The sequence below is a fragment of the Streptomyces sp. NPDC031497 genome (assembly GCF_055580905.1).
Genome location: NZ_JBVIKO010000002.1, coordinates 436,396 through 451,902, shown reverse-complemented (window position 1 = coordinate 451,902; position 15,507 = coordinate 436,396). Strand labels below are relative to the sequence as shown.

At 69.7% G+C, this 15,507-nt stretch carries 17 protein-coding genes, 1 tRNA gene and 1 riboswitch; of the genes, 12 read left to right on the top strand and 6 right to left on the bottom strand.

Going from position 1 to position 15,507, the window contains the following annotated elements:
• Positions 1–131 precede the first annotated feature (131 nt).
• From ACZ5K7_RS05345 to rdgB, 4 genes are all read left to right on the top strand, one after another.
• Entirely contained in the window at positions 132–365 is a 234-nt protein-coding gene (locus tag ACZ5K7_RS05345) for a PTS sugar transporter subunit IIB (RefSeq protein ID WP_234544142.1), read from the top strand.
• Between the two features lie 77 nt (positions 366–442).
• The gene (gene rph / locus ACZ5K7_RS05340) at positions 443–1,183 is read left to right on the top strand and encodes a ribonuclease PH (RefSeq protein ID WP_351701197.1); all 741 of its coding nucleotides are present in this window, start codon (positions 443–445) and stop codon (positions 1,181–1,183) included.
• Between the two features lie 130 nt (positions 1,184–1,313).
• The gene (locus ACZ5K7_RS05335; RefSeq protein ID WP_393838553.1) at positions 1,314–1,715 is read left to right on the top strand and encodes a hypothetical protein; all 402 of its coding nucleotides are present in this window, start codon (positions 1,314–1,316) and stop codon (positions 1,713–1,715) included.
• 33 nt (positions 1,716–1,748) lie between these two features.
• Positions 1,749–2,354 carry an RdgB/HAM1 family non-canonical purine NTP pyrophosphatase gene (gene rdgB / locus ACZ5K7_RS05330; RefSeq protein ID WP_351701191.1) on the top strand — a complete coding sequence of 202 codons (606 nt, stop codon included), beginning with the start codon at positions 1,749–1,751 and terminating at the stop codon, positions 2,352–2,354.
• Between the two features lie 56 nt (positions 2,355–2,410).
• Here the strand turns inward: rdgB and ACZ5K7_RS05325 are convergent.
• The 4 genes from ACZ5K7_RS05325 to bcp form a co-directional block, all read right to left on the bottom strand.
• Positions 2,411–2,485, bottom strand: a tRNA-Leu gene (locus ACZ5K7_RS05325).
• A 16-nt stretch (positions 2,486–2,501) separates the two neighbouring features.
• On the bottom strand, positions 2,502–3,161 hold the full coding sequence (locus ACZ5K7_RS05320) for an HNH endonuclease (RefSeq protein WP_468910658.1): 660 nt from the start codon (positions 3,159–3,161) through the stop codon (positions 2,502–2,504).
• Positions 3,158–3,808: an HNH endonuclease signature motif containing protein gene (locus ACZ5K7_RS05315; protein ID WP_468910655.1), complete on the bottom strand. Its 651-nt coding sequence runs from the start codon at positions 3,806–3,808 to the stop codon at positions 3,158–3,160. The genes ACZ5K7_RS05320 and ACZ5K7_RS05315 overlap by 4 nt, the downstream gene beginning before the upstream one ends.
• A gap of 138 nt (positions 3,809–3,946) precedes the next feature.
• A complete protein-coding gene (gene bcp, locus ACZ5K7_RS05310; RefSeq protein WP_468910652.1) occupies positions 3,947–4,414 on the bottom strand; it encodes a thioredoxin-dependent thiol peroxidase in 468 nt (155 codons plus the stop codon).
• A 96-nt stretch (positions 4,415–4,510) separates the two neighbouring features.
• Here bcp and ACZ5K7_RS05305 point away from each other — a divergent pair, with 96 nt between their 5' ends.
• The 3 genes from ACZ5K7_RS05305 to sugE all read left to right on the top strand — a co-directional run bounded on the left by ACZ5K7_RS05305 (position 4,511) and on the right by sugE (position 5,695).
• The gene (locus ACZ5K7_RS05305; RefSeq protein WP_351701182.1) at positions 4,511–4,840 is read left to right on the top strand and encodes a DUF3618 domain-containing protein; all 330 of its coding nucleotides are present in this window, start codon (positions 4,511–4,513) and stop codon (positions 4,838–4,840) included.
• 72 nt (positions 4,841–4,912) lie between these two features.
• Positions 4,913–5,215 (top strand): GroES family chaperonin, encoded by a 303-nt coding sequence (locus ACZ5K7_RS05300; RefSeq protein ID WP_076089203.1) that lies wholly within the window; start codon positions 4,913–4,915, stop codon positions 5,213–5,215.
• 53 nt (positions 5,216–5,268) lie between these two features.
• A riboswitch (guanidine-III (ykkC-III) riboswitch) is annotated at positions 5,269–5,342 on the top strand.
• 32 nt (positions 5,343–5,374) lie between these two features.
• On the top strand, positions 5,375–5,695 hold the full coding sequence (sugE, locus tag ACZ5K7_RS05295; RefSeq protein WP_468910649.1) for a quaternary ammonium compound efflux SMR transporter SugE: 321 nt from the start codon (positions 5,375–5,377) through the stop codon (positions 5,693–5,695).
• A gap of 20 nt (positions 5,696–5,715) precedes the next feature.
• Here the strand turns inward: sugE and ACZ5K7_RS05290 are convergent, their stop codons facing one another.
• Positions 5,716–8,043 (bottom strand): transglycosylase domain-containing protein, encoded by a 2,328-nt coding sequence (locus tag ACZ5K7_RS05290; RefSeq protein ID WP_351701563.1) that lies wholly within the window; start codon positions 8,041–8,043, stop codon positions 5,716–5,718.
• 701 nt (positions 8,044–8,744) lie between these two features.
• Here ACZ5K7_RS05290 and ACZ5K7_RS05285 point away from each other — a divergent pair.
• The 4 genes from ACZ5K7_RS05285 to ACZ5K7_RS05270 are packed head-to-tail and all read left to right on the top strand — an operon-like array spanning position 8,745 to position 12,252.
• Positions 8,745–9,545, top strand: coding sequence for an ABC transporter permease (locus tag ACZ5K7_RS05285; protein WP_351701176.1), 801 nt, complete (start codon positions 8,745–8,747; stop codon positions 9,543–9,545).
• Between the two features lie 43 nt (positions 9,546–9,588).
• Positions 9,589–10,353, top strand: coding sequence for an ABC transporter permease (locus ACZ5K7_RS05280; RefSeq protein ID WP_468910946.1), 765 nt, complete (start codon positions 9,589–9,591; stop codon positions 10,351–10,353).
• Positions 10,354–10,384: 31 nt separating this feature from the next.
• Positions 10,385–11,440: an ABC transporter ATP-binding protein gene (locus tag ACZ5K7_RS05275; protein ID WP_468910645.1), complete on the top strand. Its 1,056-nt coding sequence runs from the start codon at positions 10,385–10,387 to the stop codon at positions 11,438–11,440.
• Positions 11,441–11,472: 32 nt separating this feature from the next.
• A complete protein-coding gene (locus ACZ5K7_RS05270) occupies positions 11,473–12,252 on the top strand; it encodes a DUF1707 SHOCT-like domain-containing protein (protein WP_468910642.1) in 780 nt (259 codons plus the stop codon).
• 308 nt (positions 12,253–12,560) lie between these two features.
• Here ACZ5K7_RS05270 and ACZ5K7_RS05265 read toward each other — a convergent pair whose 3' ends face one another.
• A complete protein-coding gene (locus tag ACZ5K7_RS05265) occupies positions 12,561–13,901 on the bottom strand; it encodes an SGNH/GDSL hydrolase family protein (protein ID WP_468910639.1) in 1,341 nt (446 codons plus the stop codon).
• Between the two features lie 171 nt (positions 13,902–14,072).
• Here ACZ5K7_RS05265 and ACZ5K7_RS05260 point away from each other — a divergent pair, with 171 nt between their 5' ends.
• Positions 14,073–15,428: a DUF445 domain-containing protein gene (locus ACZ5K7_RS05260; RefSeq protein WP_468910636.1), complete on the top strand. Its 1,356-nt coding sequence runs from the start codon at positions 14,073–14,075 to the stop codon at positions 15,426–15,428.
• Positions 15,429–15,507: the final 79 nt, after the last annotated feature.

The following is a 15,507-nucleotide window of genomic DNA, read 5'->3' as shown; positions in this document are numbered from 1 at the left end:
TGGTGTAGACCAGTTGACGACGGTTCCGCCGCAGTGCTCGCCATCATTCGGCAGGCGCGGCACGGCCGCTCGAAAAGTTGGGCCAACTGTGGGTTACTGCGACAAAGCGGTTCGGATCAGGGAGAAAGAACATGGCCAGCAAGGCTGAGAAGATCGTCGCCGGCCTCGGCGGAATCGAGAACATCGATGAGATCGAGGGCTGCATCACCCGGCTGCGCACCGAGGTCCACGACGCCTCGAAGGTCGACGACGCCGCCCTGAAGGCCGCCGGAGCCCACGGCGTCGTCAAGATGGGCACCGCCATCCAGGTCGTCATCGGCACCGACGCCGACCCGATCGCCGCGGAGATCGAGGACATGATGTGAGCCTCCCCGCTCACCCCGAAGGGGCTCCTCCCGCCTCGGGACGAGCCCCTTCTGCCGCTCCCGATAGGCTCACGGCCATGTCTCGAATCGACGGCCGCACCCCCGAACAACTCCGCCCGGTCACCATCGAACGCGGCTGGAGCAAGCACGCCGAGGGCTCCGTCCTCGTCTCCTTCGGCGACACCAAGGTCTTCTGCACCGCCTCCGTCACCGAAGGTGTCCCCCGCTGGCGCAAGGGCAGCGGCGAGGGCTGGGTCACCGCGGAGTACTCCATGCTCCCCCGCGCCACCAACACCCGGGGCGACCGCGAGTCCGTCAAGGGCAAGATCGGCGGCCGCACCCACGAGATCTCCCGCCTCATCGGCCGCTCCCTGCGCGCGGTCATCGACTACAAGGCCCTCGGCGAGAACACCATCGTTCTCGACTGCGACGTCCTCCAGGCCGACGGCGGCACCCGCACCGCGGCGATCACCGGCGCATACGTGGCACTCGCCGACGCCGTCACCTGGGCCAAGGAGCGCAAGCTCATCAAGGCCGGCCGCCAGCCCCTGACCGGCACGGTCTCCGCCGTCTCCGTCGGCATCGTCGGCAAGGTTCCCCTCCTCGACCTCTGCTACGAGGAGGACGTCAGGGCCGAGACCGACATGAACGTCGTCTGCACCGGCGACGGCCGCTTCGTCGAGGTCCAGGGCACCGCCGAGGCCGAACCCTTCGCCCGCGACGAACTCAACGCCCTCCTCGACCTCGCCGTCGCCGGCTGCACCGACCTCGCCGCCATCCAGCGCGCGGCCCTCGAAGCCACCCTCCCGGCAAAGTAAAGGGAACCCAAAAAGCAGAGGTACGACGGGGCAACCAGAGCGGGCGACACCGCGTCCCCATAGGTACGGGCGCACGGCCTGAACAGCCGTGCGCCCGGCCAGTCGTACACAACGGGAGGGGAACACCGTCATGGCCGCCAGCCGACGCCGAGGCCGTCGCATCATCGCCATCGCCGCCGTGGCCGCGACCACCGCACTCACCATCGGCCTCACCGGCTGCGACGCCGTCAACAAGGCCCTGGACTGCGTGCAGACCGCCGACTCCATCGCCGACAGCGTCACCGACCTCCAGCAGGCCGTGGAGAACGCCGCGAACGACCCCACCCAGGCCGACGCCTCCCTCGACTCGATCCAGAGCAACCTGAAGAAGATCGGCGACAAGACCGACGACGCCGACGTCAACAAGGCCGTCGACGACCTCGACAAGGCCGTGGACAACGTCCGCACGGCCATCAGGAACGGCGACTCGACCCCCGACGTCACCCCCGTCACCGACGCGGCCGGCGAACTGACCAAGGTCTGCACGCCGTAACCCGCCGGCCTGGCCCTTGGGATACTGCGTGTCATGACGACCCGCCTGATCCTCGCCACCCGCAACGCCGGAAAGATCACCGAACTCCGTGCCATCCTCGCCGAGGCGGGGCTGCCCCACGAGCTGGTGGGCGCCGACGCGTACCCCGACATCCCCGACGTCAAGGAAACGGGCGTCACCTTCGCCGAGAACGCCCTCCTCAAGGCCCACGCCCTCGCCCAGGCCACCGGCCTCCCCGCGGTGGCCGACGACTCCGGCCTCTGCGTGGACGTCCTGAACGGCGCGCCCGGCATCTTCTCCGCCCGCTGGGCCGGCCGCCACGGCGACGACAAGGCCAACCTGGACCTCCTCCTGGCCCAGCTCTCGGACATCGCCGAGGAGCACAGGGGGGCACACTTCGCGTGCGCGGCGGCACTGGCGCTGCCCGACGGCACGGAACGCGTGGTCGAGGGCCAACTGCGAGGCGCCCTCCGCCACACCCCGTCCGGCACGAACGGCTTCGGCTACGACCCGATCCTCCAGCCGGAGGGCGAGACGAGGACGTGCGCGGAACTGAGCCCGGAGGAGAAGAACGCGATCAGCCACCGGGGGAAGGCGTTCCGGGGGCTGGTGCCGGTGGTGCGGGAGCTGTTGGGCTGAGCCTTACAGAAAGGCCCCGCGCCTTAGAATCCAAGGTGCGGGGCCAATCTTCCCTGTGGGCCCGGTGGGACTCGAACCCACGACACACCGGACCTAAACCGGCGTCCTCTGGCCAGCTGGGATACGGGCCCTCAAGCTCCGCCTACTCTACTGGGCGATACGAGGGGCGCGCCGCCCTCCCCGACACCACGTGCTGGTGATCGCGTGACAGTTCGGGCACAGCAACCGCAGGTTCTCCCGTCGGTTGTCGCGCCAGTCCCCGTTGATGTGATCGACCTCCAGCGTCATGGGCTTGCCGAGCCATTCGGGGCCGATACCGCATCGGGCGCATTCGTCGGCCACGCCCACTTCGAGAAGCGCACGTCGTGTGCGCTTGCCCGCTGTTCGGTGTGCGCGGTTGTGCTGGACCAGCACGTCCTCAGGGAGCTTGGCGTTCTTGGCTGTTCGGCCCCGCTGATGGGCCTGACCCAAGAAGTGCGAGGTCGAGATGTGGTGTTCGGCGATCCACTTGTGTAACTGGGCGCGCTGTGAACCGTTGCCCGGGCGATCCAGGCGACGCAGCACTTCTGCCAGGGATGTCGAGTTGGAGACCGCCGCTCGCAGGTCGCATTCCGAGGGGCGAGGGAGTCTGCCGCTGGGGCGGAAGTGAGAGACGTCGATGCCGAAGTGGGCGAAGCGTCTTAGGAGGTAGGTGCGGAGGTTGCCGTACGGCCGCGTGCCGAAGTGGACGATGACCTCGTCGATACTGGTGCACTGGCGGGCTGCCTCGGTCAGCTGCTCCCGGGTGTACCGCCTGCCCCCGCTCATGAAGCCCTACCTTTGCTGCGGCCACGATAACTGTCTGTCGTCGAGTGACAGTTGGGACACAGTAGACGCAGGTTCTGCACCCGGTTGTTCCGCCAGTTACCGTCGATGTGATCGACCTCAAGGGGGAGTGGTTCGCCGAGCCAAACCCCTTCCATGCCACACAGGGCGCACCGCTCCTCCATGCCCACTTCGCGCAGCGCCCGCTTGAGGCGGGTGCCAGGTGTGCGAGTGGTGTGTGCGGACGTCTCTTCGACAAGGATCTCTTCGGCTGTCCGGCGGCGTCGGTTGTACCGCTGCCGTTCCGTGCGGATCACCTGTGTGAAGTGCGAGGTGTCGAATCCGTAGGACCTGATACGCCGGGAGATGTTCGTGTGGTGTCCGCCGACTGGATCGAGCCCGAGCTTCCGTAGGACCTCATTCACGCTCGTCGACGCCGCGACTACTGGCTCAAGGATTTCCCTCGTCCATCTGACCCCCTCCCGCTCGAAGTGTGAGACGTCCACTCCGAGCTTCTTCATCCGCTCGTGGACGTATCTACGCTTCCAGCTCTTCGGATCCACCCCCAGCCTCCCCAGCGCCTCCGACAGCGTCCGCGCTCCCCGAGCCGCTGCCTCCAGCCGCTCCTTCGTGTACGCACTGGCCCCCATCGAGCCCCCTCCGTCCCGGCCGCGCGTTCGCAGCCCGTACGGAGTAACGAACCGGTTATCGGACAGTCGCGCCCGGAGAAGAGGGAACGGCCCGCGCCAGGTCGTTCCTGGTGCGGGCCGTCGGCGGCGGGTGCGGGGTCAGATGCCCAGGTCCTTGATGATCTTGGCTACGTGGCCGGTGGCACGGACGTTGTAGAGGGCTCGTTCCACCTTGCCCTCCTCGTCCACGACGATCGTGGAGCGGATGACGCCCAGGTAGGTCTTGCCGTAGTTCATTTTTTCGCCGTACGCGCCGTACGCGTCCAGGACCTTCTTGTCGGGGTCGGCGACGAGGGTGACCTTGAGGTTCTCCTTGTCGCGGAACTTGCCGAGTTTCTCCGGCTGGTCGGGGGAGACGCCGATGACGTCGTAGCCCGCGCCGGCCAGCAGGTCGAGGTTGTCCGTGAAGTCGCAGGCCTGCTTCGTGCAGCCGGGCGTCAGCGCGGCCGGGTAGAAGTAGACGATGACCTTGCGGCCCTTGTGGGCGGAGAGGGACACCTCGTTGCCGTCGGCGTCGGGGAGGGTGAAGTCGGGGGCTACGTCCCCGGGCTGGAGTCGCTCGCTCATCGGTCCAGCGTAACGGGGGGTCCTGACAGTGCGGGGGCGGCGAGAACTGACAGACTGTCCAGGACAGGGAGCACGGGAGACTTCGGAGGGCCCACGGTGGCGGACACGTCGGACACCAGAACCCCGGCGCAGATCGAGGCGGACATCAAGCTCCGCCGCGATGTGCTGGCCGAGACGCTGGACGAGATCGGGGTGCGGGTGCATCCGAAGACCATCGTCGGCGATGCGAAGGCCAAGGTCGCGGCCAACGTCGATCACACCCTCGGGCGGGCCTACGTCCAGGTCAACCGGGTCGTGAGCGATGTGCGGGCCCAGTTCGTGGACGAGGAGGGCGCGCCGCGCCTGGAGCGTATCGTGCCCGTCGCGCTCGTGGCCGTGGGCGTGGTCGGTCTGCTCGTGTTCGGTAGCCGGCGGCGTAAGAGCTGAGCGGAAACAGGTAGGTTCAAAGGCGTGAGCGCCAACAGAAACGACACCCATCACGACAAGCTGCCCATCCGTATGCTGCACGACCGGGTCCTGGTCAAGCAGGACACCGGTGAGGGTGAGCGGCGGTCGGGCGGAGGGATTCTCATTCCCGCCACGGCGGCCGTCGGGCGCCGGCTGGCCTGGGCCGAGGTGGTCGCGGTCGGGCAGAACGTGCGGACGGTGGAGCCCGGTGACCGGGTGCTGTACGACCCGGAGGACCGTGCCGAGGTCGAGGTGCGCGGGGTGGCCTATGTCCTGATGCGTGAGCGGGATCTGCACGCGGTGGCCGCCGACCGGTTCGAGGGCTCGGAGGACTCGACCGGCCTGTATCTGTGATTCAGTGACCGAAAGGGGTCTGGTGGCTGCGGTCACCAGGCCCCTTTGTCGTTCCTTTGCTATCTTCGAAGGAGCCAGCCCGACGAGACGCGCCGTACCGGGACCGTGAAGGCAAAGACGACGCACCCCGTGGAGTGAAACGTCTCGGAGGTGTCTCTCATGGCCTGGGTTCTGCTTGTCGTGGCCGGTCTGCTCGAAGTCGGCTGGTCGGTCGGGATGAAGTACACCGACGGGTTCACCCGGCTCGTCCCCAGCCTGTTCACCGGCTCTGGGATCGTCGCCAGCATGCTGCTGCTCTCGTACGCCGCCCGGACCCTGCCCATCGGTACCGCGTACGGCGTCTGGGTGGGGATCGGGGCGGCGGGGGCGGCGGTGTTCGGGATGGTGGTGCTGGGGGAGCCGGCCACCGCCGCGCGGATCTTCTTCGTGTGCCTGCTGCTGGTCGCCGTGGTGGGACTCAAGGCGACCAGCAGTCACTGACCGGGCATGATGCCGGTCGGCTACTGGAAGCCGAAGCCGCCGCCGTCGTCGCCCGCCGTGGTCCCGGTGTCGGTGCCGGCGTCGGTGTTCCCGGACGTCGTACCCGTACTGGTGCCGTCGGTGGTGGTGCCGGTGTTGGTGCCGGCGTCGGTGCCCGAGGTCGTCGTGCCGGCGTCGGTGCCGGAGGTCGTCGTGCCGGACGTGGTGGAGCCGTCGGTGGTGGAGCCGTCCGTGGTGCCTCCGTCGGTGGTGCCCGCGGTGGTGGAGCCGTCCGTCGTGCCGCCGTTGTCCTGGCCGTCGCCGGTGGTGCCGCCGTTGTCCTGGTTCTCGCCGGTGGTGCCGCCGTTGTCCTGGCCGCCGGTGCCCGGGGTGGCCGGGTTCTGGGTGGACGGGGCCACGGTCTCGGCGCCGGGCTGAAGGTCGAGGTCGAAGGCGGAGGTCATGGTGCCCTTCAGGGCGGCCTTGGTGTACTGCGACCAGATCTCGGTGGGGGCGCCGCCGCCGTTGATACGGGCGAGGCCGAGCGCGCCGTAGAGCGACTTGTGGGCGGCGGTGACCGGGTCCTGGCCCATCACGGAGACGACGGTGGCGAGGTCGGGGGTGTAGCCGGCGAACCAGGCGGCGGTGTCCTCCTCGGCGGTGCCGGTCTTGCCGGCCGCGGGGCGGCCCGCGGCCTGGGCGGCGGTGGCGGTGCCGTTCTCGACGACGCTCTGCAGGATCGAGGTGGTGGTGTCGGCGGCCTGGCGGCTGATGGCCTGCTTGGTCACCGACCGGGGCAGCTTGATCTGTTCCGTGCCGTCCTTGGTGACCTTCTCGACCATCGTGTACGTGCCGTGCCTGCCGTGGTTGGCGAGTGTGGCGTACGCCTCCGCCATGTCCAGGACGCTGGCGGTGGCGGTGCCCAGGGCGATGGACGGGTACGGCTGGAGGTCCTTGGTGTCGGCGGGGATGCCCAGGCCGACGGCGGTCTGCTTGACCTTGGACGGGCCGACGTCGACGGCCATCTGCGCGTACACCGCGTTCACCGACAGGTCGGTGGCCTTGCGGACGGTGATCTGGCCGTACGACTTCTCGTCCTCGTTCTCCGGCGCGTAGGTGCCGCCGTTCCAGCCCTGGACGGGGCGTTTGTCGGTGCCGTCGTAGTAGGTGTTCGGGGTGATGGTCTGGCCGGACTGGGTGGTGGAGTCGTTGTCGACGGCGGAGGCGAAGACGAAGGGCTTGAAGGTGGAGCCGACCTGGAAGTCGCCGCGGGTCGCGCCGTTGGTGTACTGCTTCACGTAGTCGATGCCGCCGTACATGGCGACGACCTTGCCGGTCTTCGGGTCGACGGAGGCGCCGCCGGCGCGCACGTAGTTGTCGGCCTTGTTGTTCTTCTTGTCCAGCTGGGAGATCAGCTTGTCGTCGACCGCCTTGACGAAGGCGTTCTGCTTGTCCTTCTCGATGGTGGTGGTGATGCGGTAGCCGCCGGCCTCCAGGGAGTCGGAGTCGACGATCTTGTTCTTGATCAGGTAGCTCTTGACGGCCTCGACGAGGTAGCCGCGCTGTCCGGACATGCCGGTGGAGGCGGTCTGCTCCTTGGGCATCGGGAACTTCATGCCGGCCCGCTTCGACTCGCTGAGCCAGCCCTTCTTGACCATGCCGTCCAGGACGTAGTTCCAGCGGGCGACGGCCGCCGCCTTGTTCTCGGGGTGGGCGACGACGTCGTACTCGCTGGGCGCGTTGACGAGGGCGGCGAGGTAGGCGGCGCGGGCCGGGTCGAGGTCGGTGGCGTCCTTGCCGTAGTAGGCCTGTGCGGCGGCCTGGATGCCGTAGGCGTTGCGGCCGAAGTAGCTGGTGTTGAGGTAGCCCTCCAGGATCTCGTCCTTGGACTCGCTGCGGTCCAGCTTGATCGAGATGAAGAACTCCTTCACCTTGCGGGTGACGGTCTGCTCCTGGGCGAGGTAGTAGTTCTTCACGTACTGCTGGGTGATCGTCGAGCCGGACTGGGTGCCCTTGCCGGTCGCGGTGTTCCAGGCGGCGCGCAGCATCGCCTTGGGGTCGACGGCGGACTCGGTGTAGAAGTCGCGGTCCTCGGCGGCGAGCACGGCGTGCTGGGCGTCCGCGGAGACCTGGGAGAGGTCCACGTTCTCCCGGTTGACCTCGCCGTCGCGGGCGAGCTGGGAGCCGTCGGCGTACAGGTACACGTTGGACTGCTTGGTGGCGAACGCGTTGGCCGCCGGGATCTTCACCATCGAGTAGCCGAGGAAGAACAGGCCGATGAGCAGGAGTACCCCGATCACGAAGGTGCCGAGCAGCATGCGCCAGGTGGGGAGGATCCGCCGCCATCCGGTCCGCTTGGGTCGCTTCATCTTCTTCTTGCCCCCGTTCGTCGGCACGTCGGCCGCGGGTGGCTCCGCCCCGGGCGCCGTGGGCGCGAGGGGAGCGGTGACCGCGGTGACCGCCGTGGGCGTTTCCGCCTTCGGCGTCCTGACCGCCGCGAGCTGTCGTGTCTGCGTGTCCTGGCTGTCCTGCCGGTCCTGCGTGTCCTGTGTGTCCTGTCTGTTCTCGGCCGCCGCGGGCGGGCGCGCCCTCGGCACCGTGACCGCCGTGAGCTGACGCGTCTGCGTGTCCTGCGTGTCCTGCGGGTTATGCCTGGCCTCGGCCGCCGCCTTCGGCGGTGTGGTCGTCCCGTCGCCCGCCGGTGGCTGCTCCGTCCTCGCCTGCCCGGCCGCCGCGGGCGGCTCCGGCTGCTTCGCCTCGGTCACCGGCTGCGGTGGGGTCTGCTTCTCCTCGGCCGCGGCCGGCGGTTCCGTCGGGCCTCCGCCGCCCTGGTTCGGCTGTTGCGGCTGCGGCTCGTCGCTCATGTAGTGCACGGACTCCTGTTTCGCGTCGTACGTTCGTTCCCGTACGACCTCGTACGCTTCTGCGCCCCCTGTTGAAGACTCTCGCACCGTGCGTTCCGTTCCCGGATTCCGGCACGCTTCGGTCACGGAAATTGCGTGGCCTGCGATGTCGTCAGCGCAGTAGGCTCCTGCGCTTCGGTGTCGGGCGGTCCGGGAGGTCGGTTGGCGTGGGCGCTGGACGGTTGTACACGGCCGTCGCGGCGGGGGGTTTCAGACGGTACGCGACGTATCGGGCGGCTACCGCGGCCGGGGTGTTCACCAATACGGCCTTCGGGATCATCCTCGTCTACACGTACTTGGCGCTGTGGGACGAGAAACCGCACCTCGGAGGCTATGACCAGGCGCAGGCGGTGACCTATGTGTGGCTCGGACAGTGCCTTTACGCGACCCTCGCGATCCAGGGCGGGGGCATGGAAAAAGACCTGATGGAGCGTATCCGTACGGGCGCGATCGCGATCGACCTGTATCGTCCGGCTGATCTTCAACTGTGGTGGCTGGCGACCGATTTGGGTCGCTCGCTGTTCCAGTTGCTGGGACGGGGGTTGATCCCCTTCCTGGTCGGCGCGGTGTTCTTCCCGATGGCGCTGCCCGCGGACGCCGGTACCTGGGCCGCTTTCCTGGTCGCGCTGCTTCTCGCGATGGTCGTCAGCTTCGGCATCCGCTACCTGGTCGCGCTGAGCGCGTTCTGGCTGATGGACGGGATGGGCGCCACCCAGACCCTGATGATCACGGGTGTGTTCTTCTCGGGCATCACCCTGCCGCTGAACGTCTTCCCGGGCGCCCTCGGCGAGGTGGCGCGCGCCCTGCCCTGGGCGGCGCAGATCCAGATGCCCGCGGACGTGCTGATGGGGGAGACCGGTGTGGCGGGGGCGTTGGCCTTCCAGGCCGCGTGGGCGGTGGCGCTGCTGGCGGCGGGGCGGCTGCTCCAGTCGACGGCGACGCGACGGGTGGTGGTGCAGGGTGGGTGAGCGTGCCCTGGCGGGGCTGCGGGCGTACCGGCTGATCGCCGCGATGTGGATCCGTTCCACGATGATCTACCGGACCTCCTTCGCCCTCACGACGGCCGGGAACCTGCTGATGACGGGGCTGGACCTCGCCACGATCCTGCTGATGTTCACGCAGGTCGACTCGCTCGGCGGCTGGTCGCTGCCCGAGGTCGCCTTCCTGTACGGCCTGTCGGCGACCGCGTTCGGCGTCGCCGACCTGGTGCTGGGCTCGATGGACGTGCTGGGCACCCGGATCCGCGACGGCTCCTTCGACATGCTGCTGGTCCGGCCGGCCCCGGTGCTGGCCCAGATAGGCGCGGACCACTTCGCGCTGCGCCGCCTCGGCCGGATCACCCAGGGCGCGGTGGCGCTGGGCTGGGCGCTGGTCTCCGCCGGCATCGCCTGGACGCCCGCGAAGGTGCTGCTGATCCCGCTGATGCTGGCCTCCGGCGCGGCGATCTTCTGCGCTCTGTTCGTGGCGGGCGCGGCCTTCCAGTTCCTGGCGCAGGACGCGGCGGAGGTGCAGAACGCGTTCACGTACGGCGGTACGACGCTGCTCCAGTACCCGCCGACGGTGTTCGGGAAGGACCTCGTGCGCGGGGTGACGTTCATGCTGCCGCTGGCCTTCGTCAACTGGGTGCCGGCCGCGTATGTGCTGGGGCGGCCGTATCCGCTGCGGCTGCCGGCGTGGACGGCGTGGTCGTCGCCGCTGGTGGCGGTGGTGTGCTGCGTGCTGGCGGGGCTGGCATGGCGGGCGGGCCTCAGGGCGTATCGAAGTACGGGCAGCTGATCCGATGACCGGAGTGGGGAGAGCTGATCTTATGTCGGACGTGTCCGGCGGGGCCGGTGCAGCCGGCGAGGTGTTCATCGAGGTCGACGAGGTGGAGAAGGTCTTCGAGGTCCGTAGGAAGGCCGGGTTCCTGAAACGGGAGCGCCGGCAGGTACGGGCGGTCGACTCGCTCTCCTTCACGGTGGCGCGCGGTGAGATGGTCGGCTACATCGGCCCGAACGGCGCCGGGAAGTCGACCACGATCAAGATGCTGACGGGCATCCTGACGCCGAGTGGCGGCCGGCTGCGGGTGGCCGGCATCGACCCGTCCCGCGAGCGTACGAAACTGGCCCACCGCATCGGCGTCGTCTTCGGCCAGCGCACGACCCTGTGGTGGGACCTCCCCCTGATCGACTCGTACCGCCTGATGCACCGCATGTACCGCATCCCCGACGCGCGTTACCGGGAGAACCTGGACCGTCTGGTCGAACTCCTCTCCCTGGAGAGCCTGCTGGACGTTCCGGTACGGCAGCTCTCGCTCGGCCAGCGGATGCGCGGCGACATCGTGGCGGCGCTGCTGCACGACCCGGACGTGCTGTATCTGGACGAGCCGACGATCGGCCTGGACGTCATCTCCAAGGCCAAGGTCCGCGACTTCCTCCGCGAACTGAACACCGAACGCGGCACCACGGTCCTGCTCACCACCCACGACCTCCAGGACATCGAGCAGTTGTGCTCGCGCGTGATGGTCATCGACCACGGGCGGCTGATGTACGACGGTCCGCTCGCCGGCCTGCACGAGGCGGGGGAGAGCGAACGGATGCTGGTGGTGGACCTGGAGCGGGAGCTGCCGCCGGTCGAGGCGGGCGGGTCGGCGCGGGTGGTGAAGGTGGAGGGGCCGCGGCAGTGGCTGGCGTTCCCGGCGTCCCAGTCGGCGGCGCCGCTGGTGGCGCGGATCGCGGCGGAGTACCCCTTGGCGGACCTCTCCGTCCGGGAACCGGACATCGAGACGGTCATCGCGAAGATGCTGCGTTCCTTGGAGACGCCGGGGGCATCAGGGGCACCGGGGGATGCCCCTCGACCCCCGTCGGAGCGCACGACGGCATAGTGCCCGGCGACCGGAACTCGTAGTCTGCACCCATGACCGACGATGCCCCGGAGCTGCGCGCCTCCGACGCCGATCGCGAACGAGTCAGCGAGATCCTCAGGGACGCCCTCGCCGAGGGGCGCCTCGACATGGAGGAGTTCGAGGAGCGGCTGGAGGCGACGTACAAGGCCCGCACGTACGGTGAGTTGACGCCGATCACGAGGGACCTCCCCGCGACGGGCGGTTCGCCGGCGGTGCCGGTGTCGCTGAGCAAGCCCCCGGCGGAGAGCGGCAGTTGGGGAAGCCGGATAGTCGGCGGCGAGGGCTCGTCCTCGTGGGCGGTTGCCGTGATGTCCGGCTTCCAGCGCAAGGGCCGCTGGACGGCGCCCAAGCGCTTCAACAGCCTCGTGTTCTGGGGCGGCGGCGAGATCGACCTGCGCGAGGCGAACTTCGCGGACCGGGAGATCGAGATCAACTGTGTCGCGATCATGGGCGGGATGAGCGTGATCGTGCCGCCGGGCGTCGAGGTCGTGATGCGGGGCATCGGGATCATGGGCGGCTTCGACCACCGCGAGGAGGGCACCCCGCCGGACCCGGCCGCGCCGAGGGTGATCGTGACGGGCTTCGCCTTCTGGGGCGGCGTCCAGGTGGAGCACAAGGTCACCAGGGCAGAACGCCAACGCCTCAAGGAGGAACGCCGCCAGGAGAAACTGGACCGCAGATCCTCCCGCCACGAACTGCACGCGGCCCGCCACGAGTTGCGCGAGGACCGCAGAGCCGAACGGCAGGACCGCCGCGAGGAACGCGACCGCCGAAGGCACGGCCACCACTAGCTCGGCGCGGCGACTGTCGACCGACGGCGGCCCAGCCGGCCCAGGGGCGCGGGGAACTGCGCGAACGGCCCCCACCGGCCCGCGGGGGACCACTGGCCCCCACCGGTTCGCGGGCACCACCGGCGGGTCCGGGACCGCCGGATACCGCCGTCGCGGCTGATCGCCGTTGCGGCGGGAGTTGGGGGGGCGAGGCAGTGGGTGTCGGGACTGTCGACCGACGGCGGCCCAGCCGGCCCAGGGGCGCGGGGAACTGCGCGAACGGCCCCCACCGGCCCGCGGGGGACCACCGGCCCGCGGGGGCGGCTTGCTTACAGTTCCGTCGTGCCGGCGCCCCTCAGGTCGGTCAGGTCGAACTCCTCGGCCATCTTCGCGAAGCCGCTGTCGTTGGGGTGGAGGTGGTCGCCGGAGTCGTAGTAGGGGCGGAGGCGGTTCGGGGCGTAAGGGTCCCGCAGCGCCCTGTCGAAGTCGGTCACCGCGTCGTACACCCGCCCCGACCGGATCCGCTCGTTGATCTCCTGGCGAACCGTTTCCCTCGCAGGTGTCCAGCCCCGGTGGCCCTGGAAGGGCATCAGCGTCGCCCCCACCACCTCGAGCCCGCGCGCATGGGCCGCGCGGACGAGTGAGCGCAGCCCGGCGACGACCGCGTCGGGGTCGGCGAGCCGACGGTCGCGCAGGATGTCGTTGATCCCGAGATCGATGACGACGACCTTGACGTCCGGACGGGACAGGACGTCACGGGCGAAGCGGCCGACACCGCTCTCGTTCTCCGCCGGCCGCCCGAGCCCGCCCGCGAGGACCCGGTTTCCGCTGATCCCCGCGTTGACCACGCTGTAGCGCGGCACGTCGGAACCCCCCGCCACAGCCCTTCGCAGCCGCCCCGCCAGCACGTCCGGCCAGCGCCGGTTGGCCCCCTGCGTCGAGGTGATCCCGTCGGTCAGCGAGTCCCCGAACACCACCACCGTGCCGTCGGAGTCGTCGCTCAGCACGTCCAGCGCGGTGAGATACCGCCAGTACGGCGTCTGCCCGGTGTACGCGGACGCGCCCGCGTCCTCCGTACGGTCGCCGTCCGCGACGTACGACACCTGACGGGCCCGCGGGTGATAGGTCACCGGCCCGGACGGCGTCGGGGAGTACGTGGTGACCAGCATGTCCGCGCCGCGCGGCACCCGGATCGCCACCGCGTCGCTGACCACCTGCCCGCCCGCCGGTACGACGACGGACGCCGAGCCGCCGAAGGTGAGCCGCCGCATCGTCCCGGCGTCGGCCGCGGCCGTGTCGTGGCCGGCCGCGAGGGCGATCGAGGCGTGGGTGAGGGTGAGCGCCGACTGCCCGTACAGGTTGGAGAGCGTGACCCGGGCACTCGTACCGGACGCGGTCGTGTGCACGACGTTGCGCACCGACCGGCCCGCCAGCCCGTTCGTCTCGGTGCCCGGCTCGCCGCCCACCGGGGACGCCGACCAGGCGCCGACCCAGGTACCGGCCGACACGGGTGCCGCCGAGACGCCGTGGTGGCGGCCGGCTCCGTCCGCGTCGGCGGTGGGCCGGGACGTGTCGTCGGCTGCGACGCCGGCGTAGAGGGCGGTGGACAGGGCCACGATCAGCGCGACGATCGCACCGAGCAGGGCGTAACCGTGGTGACGCCGGGTCATGCGTGTTCAGTTCTCCTCGACCGAGGGCAGGCCTCTGACGGGCCAGCCTGCCGGAATTTCCCGAACAGACAGACGACGGGAACTCTTGTTCCGTTCCGGGAGTAGGTCAGGAAGGGACAATATGTGCGGGATCACCATGAGGGTGAGACCGGCTGCGAACGGGTGGAGCAGATGGAGGAACGTACGGAATCGCCGGTTGGCGACGGTCGGGCGGGCGCCCGGACGGGGGGCACCCCGGCCCCGCCGGCCCCGTCCTACAAGTCCATGAACGCGTTCACGCCCGCCGACGAGGAGCGCCAGCGCGGGGTTCGGCGTATGAAGACCACGGCGACCGGCCTGCTGCTGCTCGTCGCCCTGGTGTACGTGCTGGCCAAGTGGGCGTCCGGCGCGGGCGCGGGCTCCTGGGCGGACTACGTGGCCGCGGCCGCCGAGGCGGGCATGGTCGGCGCGCTCGCCGACTGGTTCGCGGTGACCGCCCTGTTCCGCCACCCGCTCGGCCTGCCCATCCCGCACACCGCGATCATCCCGACGAAGAAGGACCAGCTGGGGGTCTCGCTGGGCGAGTTCGTCGGCGAGAACTTCCTCTCCCAGGACGTCGTACGACAGCGGTTGCACGCCGTCGGCATCGCCGGCCGGCTCGGCGCGTGGCTGGCAGAGCCGAAGAACGCCGACCGGGTGACGGCCGAGCTGGCGACCGCGCTGCGTGGCGCCCTGACCGTGCTGCGCGACTCCGACGTGCAGGCCGTGGTCGGCGAGGCGATCACCCGGCGGGCCGACGCCCAGGAGATCGCCCCCGGCATCGGCAAGATGCTGGACCGGGTCGTCGCCGACGGCGGTCACAAGCGGGTCGTGGACCTGGTCGTCAGCCGGGCGTACGACTGGCTGGTGCAGCACGGGGACTCCGTCATGGACGCCGTCCAGGGCGGGGCGCCCGGCTGGACGCCCCGGTTCGTGGACCGGCGGGTCGGCGAGCGCGTCTACAAGGAACTGCTGCGCTTCTGCGCCGAGATGCGTGACATGCCGTCGCACCCGGCACGCGGCGCCCTCGACCGTTTCCTCTCCGACTTCGCGAACGACCTCCAGTCCGACACCGACACCCGGGCCCGGGTCGAGCGGCTCAAGGGCGAGGTCCTGGGCCGGGGCGAGGTGCAGGACCTGATCGCGTCCGCCTGGACGGCCGTACGGTCCATGATCGTCTCGGCGGCCGAGGACGAGCGCAGCGAGCTGCGGCTGCGCGTCCGCGCCTCCCTGATCTCCCTGGGCGCCCGGATGGCCGACGAACCCAAGGTCCAGAACAAGGTCGACAGCTGGGTCGAGGGCGCGGCCGTGCACGTCGTGTCGACCTACCGCAAGGAGATCACCTCCCTGATCACCGACACCGTGGCGGGCTGGGACGCCGAGCACACCACCCGGAAGATCGAGGCGCACATCGGGCGTGATCTGCAGTTCATCCGGATCAATGGCACGGTGGTGGGGTCGCTGGCCGGAGTGCTGATCTTCACGGTGTCGCGGGCGCTGGGCGCGTAGCGCGCTTTTGGGCGCTTCAGGGGCCCGCAGCTGGGCACTCGGCCGGAGGTTTCGGTTTCCTTCCCGGCCGAGGAGGCGC

Excerpts from the sequence above, each read along its gene's own strand:
- ACZ5K7_RS05300 (WP_076089203.1), top strand. The coding sequence starts at position 4,913 with ATGCTGCACGACCGGGTCCTGGTCAAGCAGGACACCGGTGAGGGTGAG.
- sugE (WP_468910649.1), top strand. The coding sequence starts at position 5,375 with ATGGCCTGGGTTCTGCTTGTCGTGGCCGGTCTGCTCGAAGTCGGCTGG.
- ACZ5K7_RS05265 (WP_468910639.1), bottom strand. The coding sequence starts at position 13,901 with ATGACCCGGCGTCACCACGGTTACGCCCTGCTCGGTGCGATCGTCGCG.
- ACZ5K7_RS05280 (WP_468910946.1), top strand. The coding sequence starts at position 9,589 with ATGTGGATCCGTTCCACGATGATCTACCGGACCTCCTTCGCCCTCACG.
- ACZ5K7_RS05335 (WP_393838553.1), top strand. The coding sequence starts at position 1,314 with ATGGCCGCCAGCCGACGCCGAGGCCGTCGCATCATCGCCATCGCCGCC.
- ACZ5K7_RS05320 (WP_468910658.1), bottom strand. The coding sequence starts at position 3,161 with ATGAGCGGGGGCAGGCGGTACACCCGGGAGCAGCTGACCGAGGCAGCC.
- ACZ5K7_RS05260 (WP_468910636.1), top strand. The coding sequence starts at position 14,073 with ATGGAGGAACGTACGGAATCGCCGGTTGGCGACGGTCGGGCGGGCGCC.
- ACZ5K7_RS05345 (WP_234544142.1), top strand. The coding sequence starts at position 132 with ATGGCCAGCAAGGCTGAGAAGATCGTCGCCGGCCTCGGCGGAATCGAG.
- ACZ5K7_RS05315 (WP_468910655.1), bottom strand. The coding sequence starts at position 3,808 with ATGGGGGCCAGTGCGTACACGAAGGAGCGGCTGGAGGCAGCGGCTCGG.
- rdgB (WP_351701191.1), top strand. The coding sequence starts at position 1,749 with ATGACGACCCGCCTGATCCTCGCCACCCGCAACGCCGGAAAGATCACC.
- bcp (WP_468910652.1), bottom strand. The coding sequence starts at position 4,414 with ATGAGCGAGCGACTCCAGCCCGGGGACGTAGCCCCCGACTTCACCCTC.
- ACZ5K7_RS05275 (WP_468910645.1), top strand. The coding sequence starts at position 10,385 with ATGTCGGACGTGTCCGGCGGGGCCGGTGCAGCCGGCGAGGTGTTCATC.
- ACZ5K7_RS05290 (WP_351701563.1), bottom strand. The coding sequence starts at position 8,043 with ATGAAGCGACCCAAGCGGACCGGATGGCGGCGGATCCTCCCCACCTGG.
- ACZ5K7_RS05270 (WP_468910642.1), top strand. The coding sequence starts at position 11,473 with ATGACCGACGATGCCCCGGAGCTGCGCGCCTCCGACGCCGATCGCGAA.
- rph (WP_351701197.1), top strand. The coding sequence starts at position 443 with ATGTCTCGAATCGACGGCCGCACCCCCGAACAACTCCGCCCGGTCACC.